Origin of the sequence: Arcobacter siniprincipis (SeqCode), from assembly GCF_048571125.1 — a bacterium.
Lineage (GTDB): Bacteria > Campylobacterota > Campylobacteria > Campylobacterales > Arcobacteraceae > Arcobacter > Arcobacter siniprincipis.
Genome location: NZ_CP182343.1, coordinates 1882585 through 1897741, shown reverse-complemented (window position 1 = coordinate 1897741; position 15157 = coordinate 1882585). Strand labels below are relative to the sequence as shown.

Below are 15157 nucleotides of genomic sequence, written 5' to 3'. Positions count from 1 at the left end.
AATAATTGACATAGCAAAAAAAATGAGCAATAATGTGATAAGTATTATATAACCAAAAGTTATATAATTATTATTTACGATATGTATAAGGTTAAGTAATTTTATTTATAAATTTTATTTATAGATAATTATTATTTATACTTGATAATTATATTAAGGAGTATGAATGACAACTAAGACTGACAGTTTAGAAAAAATTCCATTTGAAAAAGATGATAAAATAAGTAGAAGGAATTTTTTTAAAAAAACTGCTATATATTCTGCTAGTGCAATTACTGCTGCTAATGTTTTAGCTCCAGTTAAACTTAAAGCTGATGATTTGAATATAGTTAATCAAGTAGAGTGGGGAACAAAATTAGGGGATAGACTTGATAAAAATCTTTATGGTTTTCCTTCACCATATGAACATAATAATATTAGAAGAATTCATGATTTATTATCTTCAGGTGATAGGTATGCAACAGTTTCAATGTCACCATTACATCAACAAGAAGGAATAATCACTCCAAACGGTTTATTTTTTTGTAGAAGTCATAGTGGTATTGCACAAGTTGATCCAAGTAAATATAGACTTATGCTCCATGGTCTTCTTGAAAAACCATTAGTTTTAACTTTAGAACAATTAAAAAGATATCCAAGTGAGTCAAGAATTTATTTTATTGAGTGTCCTGCAAATGGATCTACAGGATGGAGAGGACCACAATTTAATAATTTACAATTTGTAAAAGGTATGATGAGTAGTGCCGAATGGACGGGAGTAAGACTATCTGTTATCTTAGAAGATTTAGGTTTAAAACCTGAAGCACAATGGATGTTGGCTGAAGGAAGTGATGACTCTGAGATGGCAAGAAGTATTCCTATTGAAAAAGTTTTAGATGATGCAATGATTGTTTGGGGACAAAATGGTGAACCTTTAAGACCAGAACAAGGCTATCCAGTAAGATTATTAGTTCCTGGTTGGGAAGGTAATCTAAATGTTAAATGGTTAAAAAGACTTAAGTTCGATAGTAAACCATGGCATTCAAAAGAAGAAACTTCTAAATATACAATGCTACAACCAAGTGGTAAGGCAATTGAATTTTTCTGGCCAATGGAAGTAAATTCAATAATAACTTCTCCATGTCCTGAGGTTCCTTGGACTGATTTAAAGATAGGTGATAAAGTAGAAATCACTGGTATTGCATGGTCAGGAAGAGGGACAATAAAAACTGTTGATATCTCATTAGATGGTGGTAAAAATTGGCTGGAAGCTCATTTTAAAGGATTGATATTGCCTAAATCTTGGACAAGATTTTCTTATATCATAACTTGGGATGGAAATCCGAAAGTTTTATTAAGTAGAGCAATTGATGATTCTGGACATATTCAACCCTCTATTGATAAATTAGTATCAAAAGTTGGCGTTGAAGGAATTTATCACAGAAATCCTATTGTAGGTTGGGAAGTTACATCAAAAGGAGTAGTTAATAATGTTCACATTAGAAGTTAAAAAAACATTAATAGGATTAAGCGTAGCAACTGCAGTAATTTTAACAGGATGTGTAGAATTAGATACTCCAAGTTCTGATTCTACTACTTTAAAAAAGAATGTAGATGGTGCAGTTATTTATCCAGTTGTTAATAATAAATATACTCAATATCATATAAATCCTCAAGATGAAAGTGGATTTTCAAAGTATGGAAGAACTCCAAGTGTAAATGAAGTAAAAGCATGGAATGTTGATATTAAACCGGATAATAAAGATTTACCCGAAGGTGAGGGTTCAGTTTCTCAAGGTGAAGAACTTTATGATTCTCAATGTGCTGTTTGTCATGGTGATTTTGGTGTGGGTGGAAAAGGTTATCCTCCATTACAAGGTGGAATGGGAACTTTAAAATACCAACTAGGATTAACGGGTAATGAAGCTCCAAGAAAAACAATTGGTTCTTATTGGCCATATGCTAGTACACTATTTTGGTATATAAAAACGGCTATGCCATTTCCAGCTCCAAAAAGTTTAAGTAATGATGAAGTTTATGCTATCACTGCTTATTTATTATCAGTTAATGATATTAAAGTTAGTGGAAAAGAAATGGATGATGAATTTATTTTAGGTAAACATAACTTTAATGGTATTAAAATGAACAATACGGATGGCTTTTATCCTGTTAGTCCAGACAGACATGACTTAAAAGAGCAAAGACCCCCTTTAGCACAAGGGGAGAGATGTATGTCAAACTGTATACAACCAGAACCTGTTCATATAAAACAAAATATTACAGGCTTTGTTCCACCAATCTCTACAGAAAAGTCTTTACCTGAAGAAAAAGGAAAAGAAAAATCTGTGGCACAAACTGTTTATGAAACTTCTTGTAGTACTTGTCATAGTAATGAAGCTATAGGTGCTCCATTACTTGGCGACAAAGAAGCTTGGACAAATGTTATGAAAAAAGGTATGGAAGCTGTTTATAAAAATGCTATCAATGGAATAAATGCAATGCCTCCAAAAGGTGGTACTGACTTATCTAATGAAAAGTTTAAAGCAGTTGTTGACTATATGGTTAACTCAAGTAAATAAAAGGAGAATAGATGAAATTAATTAGAAATTTTTTAATGGCATCAGCTGTTACTGGTATACTTGCTTCAAGTGTACTTGCTAATGCTGATTTAGTAGAACAAGGTGAAAAAATCTTTAATACTAAGAATTTAGGAAATTGTTTAGCCTGTCATGCTGTTAATGGTAAAAATATTGATGGACCAGGGAGTATGGGGCCGAAATTGACTGGATTATCTTATTGGGATGATAAAACACTTTACGATACAGTATTTGACATTTATAGTGCAAGGGGATTAACAAATACATCAATGCCAGCATTTGGAAAAGCTGGGTGGTTAAGTGATACTCAAATAAAAGCAGTAGTTGCTTATTTAAAAACAATTAATTAGTATTTAAAAGGAAATAACATGAATAGAAGAGATTTTTTAAGTTTAGGATTTGGTGCCGTTGCTGTAGCTTCTCTAGCACCAAGTACATTAAGTGCAGTTGATTTTAGAAAAACGCTACCTAAAGCATGGACTGCTGTTAAATTAGATGAGGGGATTAAAGAAGTTTTTGGAACAAGTTCAACTACTGAAGGAAAAGTTAAACTTAAAGCTCCTGATATTGCAGAAAATGGGGCGGTAATTCCTGTAACAGTTTCTTCAAAACTAGCTGGTTCAAAAGTTGCAATATTTCAAGATGCAAATCCTGAAACAACAGTTGCTGTATTTACTGTACCAGAAGGTGGTATTATTGACTATTCAATTAGAATAAAATTAGCTAAAACAGGAACTGTTAAAGCTGTTGTAGAATCTGGTGGAAAATTATATTCTGCTTCTAAAGAAGTTAAAGTAACTATTGGTGGATGTGGTGGGTGATTTTATTCCAACTACACAAATAATAAATAAAAAAATATAAAAAGATTCAAAGGAATTAAAATGGCTAAAACTAGAATAAAAGCAAAAGAGAAAAACGGTATAGTTACTGTAAAAGCTATGGCTAAACATGAAATGTTAAGTTATATAGAAGCAAAAAATGCTAAAAAAGAGGTGAATTTTATTACTAATATTACAGCAACTTCAAATGGAAAAGTTGTATATGAAGTATCAACAAGTCAATTTTTATCTAAAAATCCATATGTTAAATTTATGTTTAAAGGTAAAGCAGGGGATGATTTGACTTTTACATGGATTGATTTAAAAGGTAAAACACAAACTGATACAGTTGAGATTAAATAATAACTACTCTTCTGAGTAGTTATCAAAAATGACAAGGAGATATAAATGTTATTAAAAATTGCAAAAACTACAGCTTTAGTTGCTTTAACTGTTGGTACATTTCAAAGTACTTTAAGTGCAACAAGTTTTTCTGCACAAGCTGAGAAAGATAGAATAGAATTAGTTAAATATTTTGAAACTAAATTTAAAGATCCATTACAAAATAGAGCAGAATTCTTTCCTTATGCAACTGATGATGAGCTGGAACATGGAATTGCAAAAAATTTGAAGTTTCAAGATTTTGCAAAAGGAAATTACTCTTATAATATCGATGGAAAAGCTCAATATGAAGACTTAAGAGAAATGCCACCTTATGATTATGATATAGATGCAGGTGAAGTATTGTGGAATAAGGCATTTGCAAATGGTAAATCATTTTCAACATGTTTTGGAACTCCTGATGCTTTATCTAAATATCCATATTTTGATGATGCAAGAAATCAAGTTGTTACACTAACACAAGCTGTTAATGAATGTCTAACTTCAAATGGTGAAAAAGCATGGAATACAAAAAAAGGTGATATGGCTAAACTTCAGGCTTATATGGCAAAATCGGCTCAAGATGAAGATAAAATTATTGATGTAAAAATTGATAGCCAAGCTGCAGCTGATGCATATGAAAGAGGTAAAGAATATTATTATACACAAAGAGGTTACTTAAAACTTAATTGTGCTGAATGTCATGTGACTGGATCAGGTAAAAGAGTTAGAAATGAAAAGTTATCTCCATTTTTAGGACAAGTTACTCATTTCCCAGTTTATAGATTAAAATGGAAAGGCGTAGGAACTTTAGAGCGAAGAATGTCTGGATGTATTAAAGATCAAGGGCAAGTTCCACCAGGAGATACAAGTAAAGATATGAAAGAGTTGCTATTCTTTATGTCATACATGTCAAATGGTATGAAATTAGATGGTCCAGATATAAGAAAGTAGGAGGTATTTACTATGAAAAAATTAACAACATTAATTGTAATGGCAAGTATTGCTGCAATATTAGGTGGTTGTACATCTGAACCAAGTATTGCAACAGCTACAAAAATAGACTTAAATAGTGTTTGTAGTGTTGAAAAAAGTGGAATTGAGAGTGTTATTAAAACAGCTGCTACTTATAATCCTATTGCACAAGCAAATGGCTTAGAATTTAGAAGATTAGATGTTAATAATAGTGCTTTAATTACTTCAGTAGAAGAAGCAATTAAAACAGGTGCAAAAGAAGTTAATCCTAAAGATTTTAAAGGAAAAGTTTCTAAAACTGTATTAGATACAAATTTTGCAGCAGAGAGAGCTTGTAGATTTGCAATCGTTCCTTTAATGGAATCAGTTGAAGCTAAATCAACTTGGAGAAAAGCTGTTCCAGGTGATGGACTTAAATATTAATTCTCAAATAAATTAAGTCAAGTTTTTCTTGACTTTTTTTAGTATTCTCATTTAATTAATAACAAAGGAATGTAGTATGACAATTTTAAAAAAAATAACTATTGCTACACTAGTTTCAACTATGTGTATAAGTTCGGTATTTGCAGAAAGTGTTGTGCCTATTTCAAAGGGTGTAAAATCTATTGAGATGAATTTAAATGGTGAAAAATTTACTCTAATGAGAAATCAAACTGTTGGAAATAAAATTACATCACTTTATAATAGAACAGATAATGGAGTGCCTCAACCGATGATTTTATCAGAAGGGGTAGAGACTTTGGGAGAGTTAGAACTTATTGATTATATGAAAAAAGCACAAACTGATAAAAGTATTGCAATTATTGATACAAGAACTCCAGGATGGTTTGTAAGATTAAGAATACCAGGAGCTGTAAATGTTCCATATACAAATTTTAATGAAAAAGAAAGTGCAATTGAGATGATGGAAGATGAAATGGGAGTTGTTCAAAAAGATAATGGGACACTTGATTTTTCAAATGCAAAAACTTTGGCTTTATATTGTAATGGATATTGGTGTGGACAAACTCCTGCAATGGTAAATAATGCAAAATATTCATTATTGAAAATGGGCTATCCAGCTTCAAAAATCAAATACTATAGAGGTGGAATGCAAGCATGGACTTCTTTAGGATTCACTGTAATTGGTGATGGTAAATAAATATATAAAGGGTGGGGTATATGAGTAAGCTAAGTAGAAGAGAATTTGTTTATATGATGGCAGTATTAGGTGCTGCTCCTGTATTTGCTAATTCTCACACAAGAATGACAAATACAAATAAGTTAGAAGATTATTATAAGTTAAAACCATTTGGGAATACTAGACTTCTTCATTTGACAGATTGTCATGCACAATTAGTACCTGTATATTTTAGAGAACCAAGTGTAAATCTTGGTTTTTTTGATAATTTAGGTAAACCACCACATATAGTAGGTGAAAAATTTTTAGATTACTATGGAATAAAAGATAATCCAAGATTAGAATATGCTTACACATGTGTTAATTTTGAAAAACATGCGAAAGCTATGGGAAGAACAGGTGGTTTTGCTCAAATAAAAACTGTTGTTGACTTTTTGAAAAATAGTTTTGGGGCTGATAAAACTCTTTTATTAGATGGTGGCGATACTTGGCAAGGTTCATGGACAGCTTTACAAACAAGAGGTAAAGATATGGTTGGTGCTATGAATTTACTTGGTGTTGATATTGCTGTTGGGCATTGGGAGTTTACTTATACTGCTAAAGAAGTATTAGAAAATGTAAAACTTCTAAATGCAGAGTTCCTTGCTCAAAATGTAAAAGTAAAAGAAGATGCTTTATTTAATGGTACGGCAGAAGCTTATGATGAAGATAAAGGTTATGCTTTTAAACCATATACAATCAAAGAGATTAATGGTTCAAGAGTTGCTATTATTGGACAAGCTTTTCCTTATACAACGATTGCAAATCCTCAAAGATTTATTCCTGATTGGACTTTTTCTATTAATAAAGATGGAATGCAAGAGTTAGTTAATGAAATAAAAGAGAGCGAAAAACCAGATGCAGTAATTGTATTATCTCATAATGGTTATGATACAGACAGAAAAATGGCACAAGTTTGTACAGGGATTGACTTTATTATGGGTGGACATACTCATGATGGTGTTCCTGAAGCTGTTCCTGTTAAAAATAAAGAAGGTACAACTTATGTTTGTAACGCAGGAAGTAATGGTAAGTTCTTAAATGTTTTAGATTTAGATATTCAAAATGGTAAAATTAAAGATTTCAAATTTACTTTATTACCTATTTTTTCTGATTTGATTCCAGAAGATAAACAGATGAAAAAATATATCGAAGATGTAAGAGCTCCATTTAAAAAAGAGTTAACTAGAGAAATTGCAACTACTGATGAAACTCTATTTAGAAGAGGAAATTTTAATGGTTCTTGGGATCAAATTATTTGTGATGCATTAGTTGATGTAAAAGATGCTGAGATAGCACTATCTCCTGGATTTAGATGGGGAACATCTGTTATGCCTGGTCAAGCAATTACTTTTGATGATTTAGCTACTCAAACTGCTATGACTTATCCTGAAACTTATAGAAGAGGAATCACAGGAAAAGATATTAAAGCTATTTTAGAAGATGTTGCTGATAACTTGTTTAATCCAGATCCATTCTATCAACAAGGTGGTGATATGGTAAGAACAGGTGGAATCTCTTATAAAATCAATCCTACAGCCCAAATGGGTAATAGAATTTCAGATATTACACTTACAAGAAATGGTGAAAAACTTCAAGCAGGTAAAGAGTACCAAGTTGCTGGTTGGTCAACTGTTGGTGCTAAATCACCAGGTGAGCCAGTATGGGAAACAGTTGAAACATATTTAAATAGTGTAAAACATGTGAAAAACTTAAAAATTGATACTCCCGATATCATAGGAATAAAAGGCAATCCTGGAATTGTTTCATAAAAATTGAAAAAGTACAGTTAAACTGTACTTTTCTCAATTTAAAATAGAGTTATTGAACTCTATTTTAAATTAAGAAATTAGGAAGTTCCAATGATACTTAGACTTTTGATATTTTTTATTTTTTTATTCACTTCAAATTTATTAGCAGAAAATATATCCAAAAATAATTATGATGAAAATAAGATTTTAAAAGAAGTAAAAAAATCGGATAAAAAAATACTTGTATTTATTTCAAGGGATGATTGCCCATATTGTGAAATAATGAAAGAAAAAGTTTTTCCAACAGTAGAAGTTAAAAATATAATAGATAATAATTTCATATTTTTAGAAGTTAATATTGACCATGCTTCTTTACCTTTTGGATTAGATAAAAATTTTCAAGGAATGACTCCTACTTTTTATTTTATCTCAAAGAATAAAAAAATACTAAATAGATATTTAGGTGCTTGGACAAAAAAAGATTTTATATTTATTTTAAATGAGAATATTAAAAAATGAAGAAAATAGGGAAAGTAATTGGTACTTTTAGTGCAACAAAAGAATCAAAAAGTAGTACTCCAAGACCGAAAGTGGAAAGTTTAAATCTTATAAAAGATTTTGGTATTGAAAATGATAAGTTTGCACAAAAAGATTTGGATAAAACCGTTATGATTTTGGGATTAAATAGTTATGAAATATCATTTCAAAATGGTGTTAATTTAAAGTTTGGTAGTTTAGGCGAAAATATCATTTTTGATTTTAATCCACATATTTTACCCATAGGAACAGTTTTGCAAATAGGGGAGTGTCAAATCCAAATAATGCAAAAATGTACGATGTGTGATCATTTGAGTATTTTCCACAAACGATTACCCAAAATTGTAAAAGATTGTAGAGGATTGTATTGTAAAATATTAAAAAATGGTACAATTAAAATAGACTTTGATGTATATATAAAGGAGTAATATGAAAAAAATTATTTTAGTAGTTTTATTAACTGTTTTTTCTTATGCAAATTCAACTTTTAGCGATCCTCAACCTACTTTTGATAAGCCTAGAAAAGTAGTATTTCAAATATATAATTCTGATTTGGTTGTTGTTAATAATAATTTAAATGGAATTTATAATATTTTAAAAGAGTATCCAAGTGATACTGTAAAAATAGCAGTAGTTGTATATGGAAATGGAATGAGGGCATTAAAAAAGGATTATGATAAAAAAACATTGATAAGAATATCATCATTGATGGAATATGATGTAGAGTTTATAGGTTGTAAAAATACTATGGAAAGTATGCATTGGAAAGAAGATGATTTTATTGATGATGTAAGTTATGTTCAAGCTGGAATAGTAGAGTTGATTGAAAGAAAAATTGCTGGATATGTTGGAGTTCTAGCATACTAATAAAATAAAAGGGGGATAGAAAAATGAAGAATAAAGTTTTTATATTTATAAGTTTGATTTTTTTAACTTTAAATTTATATGGACAAAAAGTAAGTCATGAAGAGTGCTTAGAAAAAGGTGATAATTATATATTTGCAGGTGGAGAGTGTATTCAATATTTTAAAAGTAATGGTGATAGAGGTGGTTATTTAAATATAATTGTTCATGGTACTTGGCCAGATGGTACAAATACATTAGGTAGATATTCTACTTTTGCTGAAACTCTTACTTTAAATACAGATATTACAACAGTTGCTGTTGCTCTTCCTGGGTATTCAGAATCTTCTACAAATAATTTTACAGCATTAGCCCATGAAGGTGTTAAAAATTTAGCTGCAAAAGAAGAATATATAAAGTTTTTGGGTGAGTTAATAAGTGAATTAAAAGATAGATTTGAAGCCAAAACAATAACCTACATTGGTCACAGTGCTGGAGCAATGATGGGAGCAACTCTTACAGGTATTGAACCAAAATTGATAAATAATGCTGTTTTAGTTGGTGGAAGATATGATATTCATGAAGAAGATAAATCTCCTGGGTTGATTTCGATGGTTGATGTTATCAATAAAGTTAGTAAAAAAACTAAGTTTATATTGATTTATGGAGAAAATGATAAGATCTCACCTCCTGAAATTACAAAAAATTTTTATAAACTAGCTATAAAAAAAGGTCTTGATGCGAAACTTGTAGAAGTAAAAAAAGGAGTGCATTTAGACTTAGATATGACGGATACTTCTCTGGAAGCTATTACAAAACTTCTTGAAGAAGAATAATGGATAAAAAAAGAGAAATTAGTTTTAATCTTAATAATTTTTTATTGGCAGTATCTTTTAGTTTAGATTATTTGAGAAAAGATAAGTACTCAAATAGTTTAAACTATTCAAAAAGAATTGCATATATTGCTTTAAATATAGCAAAAGAATTAGAGTTCACTCCTGAAGAGATGAGTGATTTATGTTCTTTTTCTTTGGTTCATTCAATAGGTTTACTTAATATTTCACATGTATCAAAAGAGTATTGTGAATCTTCTAATAAAATTGCAATAAAATTGCCTTTTTTAGATGAAAAAAAAGAAGATATTTTAAAATATCAAAATGAATATTATGACGGAAGTGGTTTTTTTGGATTAAAAGCTCAAGAAATACCACTATTTTCACAAATTTTATCTATTGCTATTGCTATTGAAAATAGATTTAATCTTTCAACTATTAAAGTTCAAGATAGAAATAATGTTTTAAATTTCATTGAGAATAGTAAAAATGAACTTTTTTCTGAAGAGTTAGCAGAAATATTTTTTAAAATATCTCAAAAAACTAGTTTTTGGCTTGATTTACAAAATGAAAATGAAATATTATTTTTTATCTTTACTAATTTACATGATTTTACAACTATTTTAACGTATGAAGAGTTATTTAAAATCACTTCTTCTTTTTATTTGATAGATAATATAGATTCCAAATTGCTCATTAATTTGGAAAAAATGCTTGATTTTTATAATTTTGAATATAAAGATAAATTTACACTACTTATTGCTGCATCTTTATGTAATATTGGAAAACTATGTGTGCCTTCTTCAATTATTAAGAAAAAAGCCAAGTTGGAAGTTTGGGAATATGAAGAGATAAAATCTTATCCATACTATACAAAAAAAGTATTATCAAATATTATGGGCTTTTCAGAGATAGCTTCTTGGGCATCTAAAGTGCAAGAAAAACCAAATGGAAAAGGTTATCCATTTGGTTTAAAAGGTAAAGATTTAAGTTTAAAAGATAGACTGCTAGAAGTAATTGTTAGTTTTTCTGCTTTAACTTCTAATAAAACTTATAGAAATGCATATAATAAAGAAGAAGCAATAGAAATATTGAAAAATAGTGCAAAAAAAGATGATAGTTATGATTTGTCTATTATTGAAGATTTAAAAAAAGTTTTATAAAGAAGGAATTAAAACCTTCTTTATTAATGTGCCATAAATATTGGAATATCACTATTTTTTAACATATATTTAGTTGTTCCCCCAAACATTAATTCTTTTAAGCCTCTATGTCCAAATGCACCTGCAACTATCAAATCAAATTTACCATCTTTTGCATATTTTAAAAGTGCTTGTCCTGGTGTTTTTGTAGTTTTAACAATTTCATAACTTGTATCAATACCATGATCTTCTAAATAGTTTTGTAATTTTGAAACTTGATTTAAATCTTTTCCATACTTCTTAGATGAAATTATATGTACTTTTTTTGCATTTTTTAATAAAGGTATAGACTCAGATACTGCTCTTGCAGCTTCTGGTGAATTATTCCAACCAATTAATATCTTTTCAGCACTAAATTTTTTCATCTTTCTTGGGAACATTAAAGCAGGTTTCCCACTTTTTGTAACAGCTGTTTCAAATGTAGCTGTTATTCTAGATTCATGTGGAGTTGAAACTATTACTAAATCACAATATTTAGACTCTTCTTCCACTAATTTACTCCTAAATCCTTCTCCTGTTATAATAGTAGCTGTTGCTGCATTCTTTTTAGATTTTGATGAAGATGAACTTCCAACTTTTTTAATTTCTTCTTTAAAAATAGTTTCATGTTCATTTATCTCTTCTTTTAATCTATCTTTTGTCATTGCATTTAACTCTTTTAGTACAGTATCTGGTAAACTATTATCAAACTTCATTATTTGACTTGGTCTTGCTTGAGATTTAAAGATTTCCAAATGAGCATTAAAGTATTTTCCTATTAGTAATGCTCCATGAATTCTAGATCTAAGTTCTCCACCTCCCCCAAGAGGGAAAAATATTCTTTTATATTCCATCATCATTCCTTTTGTATATTTTTACATATAGATTCTAACACAAATACATCAAAATTAAAAGTGCAGAATTTAATTATATTAAATTTTCTGTTTGTATTTAAGATATATTATATTAATAGATGTTAGAATTGGTAAATGTATAAAAATAATTTAACTTCAGCATACAAATATGCACTTATTTCTGTTTTTTTATGGTCAACTGTTGCAACAGCATTTAAAGTATCCTTATCTTATTTAACCCCAGAAGCACTTGTGTTATATGCATCAACTACATCATTAATTGTACTTTTTGTTATATTAGTTATTGAAAAAAAATTACCTTTAGTTATTGTTCATATAAAAAATAATTCTTTATTAATAGTTGTTTTAGGTACAATTAATCCTTTTTTATATTATTTAGTACTATTTAAAGCTTATGATCTCTTACCTGCACAAGAAGCACAATCTATAAATTATACATGGGCTTTAATGTTATCTTTATTATCAGTTCCTTTTTTAAAACATAAATTAAGTAAATATGACATAATTGCTGGAATAATTTGTTATTTTGGTGTTTTAATAATTGCTACAAAAGGTGCACCTTTTAGTTTAAATTTCTCAAATATCGAGGGATTGATACTAGCACTTGCCAGTACTGTTCTTTGGTCTTTGTATTGGATATTTAATACAAAATCTAAATCTGACTCTACAGTAAGTTTATTTTGTAACTTTTTATTTTCTTTTCCACTGATAATTATTTATTTTATTTATACTCAACCTTTAACATTACCTGATATTTCAGGCTTATTAAGTGCAATTTATGTAGGACTATTTGAAATGGGAATTACATTTTTATTTTGGTTAAAAGCTATGCAAAGTACTATAAATACTTCTAAAATTGCGAATTTAATTTTTATTTCACCATTTTTGTCTTTAATCTTTATTTACTTTATATTAGGGGAGCCAATTTTGTTATCTACAATAGTAGGATTAATATTAATAATTTTTGGTCTTGTTTTTCAACAAAAACTCAAATAATTCTCTCTAAAATAGCATTAACATAGCAATTCTCATTATTATTTAAAATTGTATAAAAAATATACAGTTTTTAGTGAAATCTTAAGTTTAATTTAATTTTTCGCATGCAATAATTTATAACTATAATTTAGTAGTACCTTTTATACTACTAAAAAAGAAATATAAAAAGAGAAAAGATGGCTAAGCAAAAAAACAATAGAACAATAATAAAGAATGTAATAAATAAACATACTAATAGCTCAAAAAAAGAGATTTCACAACTAACAATTAAGATTGATAAAAAATTGGATCAAGCCTTAGTTGTTTTATCAACTCAACTTAGCATATCAAAAAACAGACTTATTGAAGATATTTTATATGAAAGTGGTATTTTAGAAGAAGTGGATGAAAATTTTGTAGGAATAAAAAATGACTAATTTTCCTTTACAAGTTGATGTTATAAATGCTGTTATAAGTGGTATTTACATTGCTAAAAAGAACTATTCATTTTGGACAGCAGATGAGTTATATTTATCTTATGCACCACCAAAGTTTTTATCAATTCATGTTTCTCAAGAAATTGCTAAATTAGAAAATGCACCAGAAATTTATATAGATGCAACAGTTGCAGATATATTAAGGTGTTCATTACCAAAAAGAGATGATTTTAGAAGCTTTATGAAAGAAAAATATTTAACACAAGATATTTTATCTTTAACACTTGATGAAAGATTTGAACATAAATCAGATAATGATTCTATATCAAGAGTAATTATGAGTATAAAAAATGGTGTACGAAATGTTCAAGAAGAGTATAAAAGTGAAATTGAAAAAATGTGCAAAATGTTAGATAGAGATAAAATAGAGGACTCAACTTTAGATTATGGCCTTTTTGCATTTTATTTAGATATTTCAAATAGTGCAAGAAAAAAGACACAAAAAAGACTTGATGAAATCATTGAAACATTTGATAATATAGTAAGTGATTATAATAATTTAAAATCTTATTTTAAAGGAGGAGAGATACACGTTGTTCAAAACATCGGAGAATGGTGTGTGGGTTGCTATGTAATTGAACCTGCTTTAAAATAGATTTATCAAAAAAAAGGAGAATGAATGAAATTAACAAAAATTGCTAGTGCATTAGCACTTAGTGCTGCTGTTTCAACACTATTGTTTGCAGCTGATACAGTTAAGATTGGTGTACAAGCGCCAATTACAGGACAATATGCTAATGAAGGTCAAAGTATAGAAAACTTTGTAAGACTTATTGCAGATGAAAAAAATGCAGAAGGTGGGCTTTTAGGTAAACAAATCGAAGTTATTACTTGTGATGATGAAGCAAAAGCTCAAAAAGCTGCTGTTTGTGCTAAAAAATTAACTAATGCAGGTGTTATTGCTGTAATTGGTTCTTATACTTCAGGTGCTACAGAAGCTGCTCAAACTACATATTATAGAAAAAATGTTTTACAAACTTCTGATGGTACAAGTGATTCTTTAATTGCTAAAAAATATTGGACTTTCTTTAGAAACTCTTTTCCAAACTCTTCTCAAAGTGATTTTACAGCAGAGTATATGGTGAAAACTAAAAAATACAAAAAAATTGTAGTTTTATCTGATTATTCTTCTTACTCAGAAGGACTTGGTGACGCAACTGAAGCTTCAATCAAAGCTATTGGTGGAAATGTTATTTATAGAGGGAAAATTAAATCTGGAACTCAAAACTTTTCAGCAATCTTAACAAAAATAAAAGAAATGAACCCAGATGTAATTTATTATTCAGGTTATTATACTGATGGTGGATTATTAAGAGCTCAACAAAAACAATTACAAATAGATGCAGATTTTGTTGGTGGTGATTCAAATGATAACCCTGATTTCTATAAATTAGCAGGTAAAGCAGCTGCTGGAACAGTTTTAATTAACTTCCCCACACCTGAAATTTTACCATACCCTGAAGCTAAAAAATATCTTGCAGCTTACAAAGCTAGATTTAAAATGGATCCTCCATCAATTTGGCCAGTAACTAATGCAGATGGTTTAAGAGCAGTTATTGAAGGTGTTGAAAAAACAAAATCTTTTGACACCAAAAAAATTGCTGAATACATTAGATCTATGAAAGATTTTCCAGGAATTACTGGACCATTTAATATTAGAGAAGATGGTGAGAGAGTTGGTGCTAAATTTGTTGTTTACAAAATGAAAAATGATGGTACAAAACAAGTTGTTACTGAATAATAATGAGGTTTTAAA

At 28.9% G+C, this 15157-nt stretch carries 19 protein-coding genes; 18 read left to right on the top strand and 1 reads right to left on the bottom strand.

Annotation, left to right across the window (positions count from 1 at the left end; genetic code table 11):
* The first annotated feature begins 166 nt into the window (after window positions 1-166).
* From soxC to ACNI3D_RS09435, 14 genes are all read left to right on the top strand, one after another.
* Complete coding sequence (gene soxC, locus ACNI3D_RS09500; protein WP_419766810.1) at window positions 167-1489, top strand: sulfite dehydrogenase; 1323 nt, start codon at window positions 167-169, stop codon at window positions 1487-1489.
* The gene (locus tag ACNI3D_RS09495) at window positions 1470-2558 is read left to right on the top strand and encodes a c-type cytochrome (RefSeq protein WP_419766809.1); all 1089 of its coding nucleotides are present in this window, start codon (window positions 1470-1472) and stop codon (window positions 2556-2558) included. The genes soxC and ACNI3D_RS09495 overlap by 20 nt, the downstream gene beginning before the upstream one ends.
* An 11-nt stretch (window positions 2559-2569) precedes the next feature.
* Window positions 2570-2926, top strand: coding sequence for a sulfur oxidation c-type cytochrome SoxX (soxX, locus tag ACNI3D_RS09490; protein ID WP_419766808.1), 357 nt, complete (start codon window positions 2570-2572; stop codon window positions 2924-2926).
* Between the two features lie 18 nt (window positions 2927-2944).
* The gene (soxY, locus tag ACNI3D_RS09485) at window positions 2945-3397 is read left to right on the top strand and encodes a thiosulfate oxidation carrier protein SoxY (protein ID WP_419766807.1); all 453 of its coding nucleotides are present in this window, start codon (window positions 2945-2947) and stop codon (window positions 3395-3397) included.
* Between the two features lie 60 nt (window positions 3398-3457).
* Window positions 3458-3757, top strand: a complete 300-nt coding sequence (gene soxZ / locus ACNI3D_RS09480) for a thiosulfate oxidation carrier complex protein SoxZ (RefSeq protein ID WP_129099365.1) — start codon at window positions 3458-3460, stop codon at window positions 3755-3757.
* A 45-nt stretch (window positions 3758-3802) separates the two neighbouring features.
* On the top strand, window positions 3803-4729 hold the full coding sequence (gene soxA, locus ACNI3D_RS09475) for a sulfur oxidation c-type cytochrome SoxA (protein WP_129099364.1): 927 nt from the start codon (window positions 3803-3805) through the stop codon (window positions 4727-4729).
* A gap of 12 nt (window positions 4730-4741) precedes the next feature.
* Window positions 4742-5173, top strand: coding sequence for a hypothetical protein (locus ACNI3D_RS09470; RefSeq protein ID WP_419766806.1), 432 nt, complete (start codon window positions 4742-4744; stop codon window positions 5171-5173).
* Between the two features lie 76 nt (window positions 5174-5249).
* Window positions 5250-5891, top strand: coding sequence for a rhodanese-like domain-containing protein (locus ACNI3D_RS09465; protein ID WP_129099362.1), 642 nt, complete (start codon window positions 5250-5252; stop codon window positions 5889-5891).
* A 20-nt stretch (window positions 5892-5911) separates the two neighbouring features.
* On the top strand, window positions 5912-7681 hold the full coding sequence (gene soxB / locus ACNI3D_RS09460) for a thiosulfohydrolase SoxB (protein WP_129099361.1): 1770 nt from the start codon (window positions 5912-5914) through the stop codon (window positions 7679-7681).
* 90 nt (window positions 7682-7771) lie between these two features.
* Window positions 7772-8179 (top strand): thioredoxin family protein, encoded by a 408-nt coding sequence (locus ACNI3D_RS09455; RefSeq protein WP_129099360.1) that lies wholly within the window; start codon window positions 7772-7774, stop codon window positions 8177-8179.
* Window positions 8176-8625 (top strand): MOSC domain-containing protein, encoded by a 450-nt coding sequence (locus ACNI3D_RS09450; protein WP_129099359.1) that lies wholly within the window; start codon window positions 8176-8178, stop codon window positions 8623-8625. The genes ACNI3D_RS09455 and ACNI3D_RS09450 overlap by 4 nt, the downstream gene beginning before the upstream one ends.
* 1 nt (window position 8626) lies before the next feature.
* Window positions 8627-9064, top strand: coding sequence for a DsrE family protein (locus tag ACNI3D_RS09445; protein WP_129099358.1), 438 nt, complete (start codon window positions 8627-8629; stop codon window positions 9062-9064).
* A 23-nt stretch (window positions 9065-9087) separates the two neighbouring features.
* Window positions 9088-9876: an alpha/beta hydrolase gene (locus ACNI3D_RS09440; protein WP_129099357.1), complete on the top strand. Its 789-nt coding sequence runs from the start codon at window positions 9088-9090 to the stop codon at window positions 9874-9876.
* A complete protein-coding gene (locus tag ACNI3D_RS09435; RefSeq protein WP_419766805.1) occupies window positions 9876-11036 on the top strand; it encodes an HD-GYP domain-containing protein in 1161 nt (386 codons plus the stop codon). The genes ACNI3D_RS09440 and ACNI3D_RS09435 overlap by 1 nt, the downstream gene beginning before the upstream one ends.
* A gap of 23 nt (window positions 11037-11059) precedes the next feature.
* Here the strand turns inward: ACNI3D_RS09435 and ACNI3D_RS09430 are convergent, their stop codons facing one another.
* A complete protein-coding gene (locus tag ACNI3D_RS09430) occupies window positions 11060-11908 on the bottom strand; it encodes a universal stress protein (protein ID WP_164969699.1) in 849 nt (282 codons plus the stop codon).
* Between the two features lie 135 nt (window positions 11909-12043).
* Here ACNI3D_RS09430 and ACNI3D_RS09425 point away from each other — a divergent pair, with 135 nt between their 5' ends.
* The 4 genes from ACNI3D_RS09425 (at window position 12044) to ACNI3D_RS09410 (ending at window position 15142) form a co-directional block, all read left to right on the top strand.
* On the top strand, window positions 12044-12925 hold the full coding sequence (locus tag ACNI3D_RS09425) for a DMT family transporter (RefSeq protein ID WP_419766804.1): 882 nt from the start codon (window positions 12044-12046) through the stop codon (window positions 12923-12925).
* Between the two features lie 176 nt (window positions 12926-13101).
* Window positions 13102-13341: a hypothetical protein gene (locus ACNI3D_RS09420; RefSeq protein ID WP_129099353.1), complete on the top strand. Its 240-nt coding sequence runs from the start codon at window positions 13102-13104 to the stop codon at window positions 13339-13341.
* Window positions 13334-13996 carry a hypothetical protein gene (locus ACNI3D_RS09415; protein WP_129099352.1) on the top strand — a complete coding sequence of 221 codons (663 nt, stop codon included), beginning with the start codon at window positions 13334-13336 and terminating at the stop codon, window positions 13994-13996. Before ACNI3D_RS09420 ends, ACNI3D_RS09415 begins: the two co-directional genes overlap by 8 nt.
* Before the next feature lie 24 nt (window positions 13997-14020).
* The gene (locus ACNI3D_RS09410) at window positions 14021-15142 is read left to right on the top strand and encodes a branched-chain amino acid ABC transporter substrate-binding protein (RefSeq protein WP_129099351.1); all 1122 of its coding nucleotides are present in this window, start codon (window positions 14021-14023) and stop codon (window positions 15140-15142) included.
* Window positions 15143-15157: the final 15 nt, after the last annotated feature.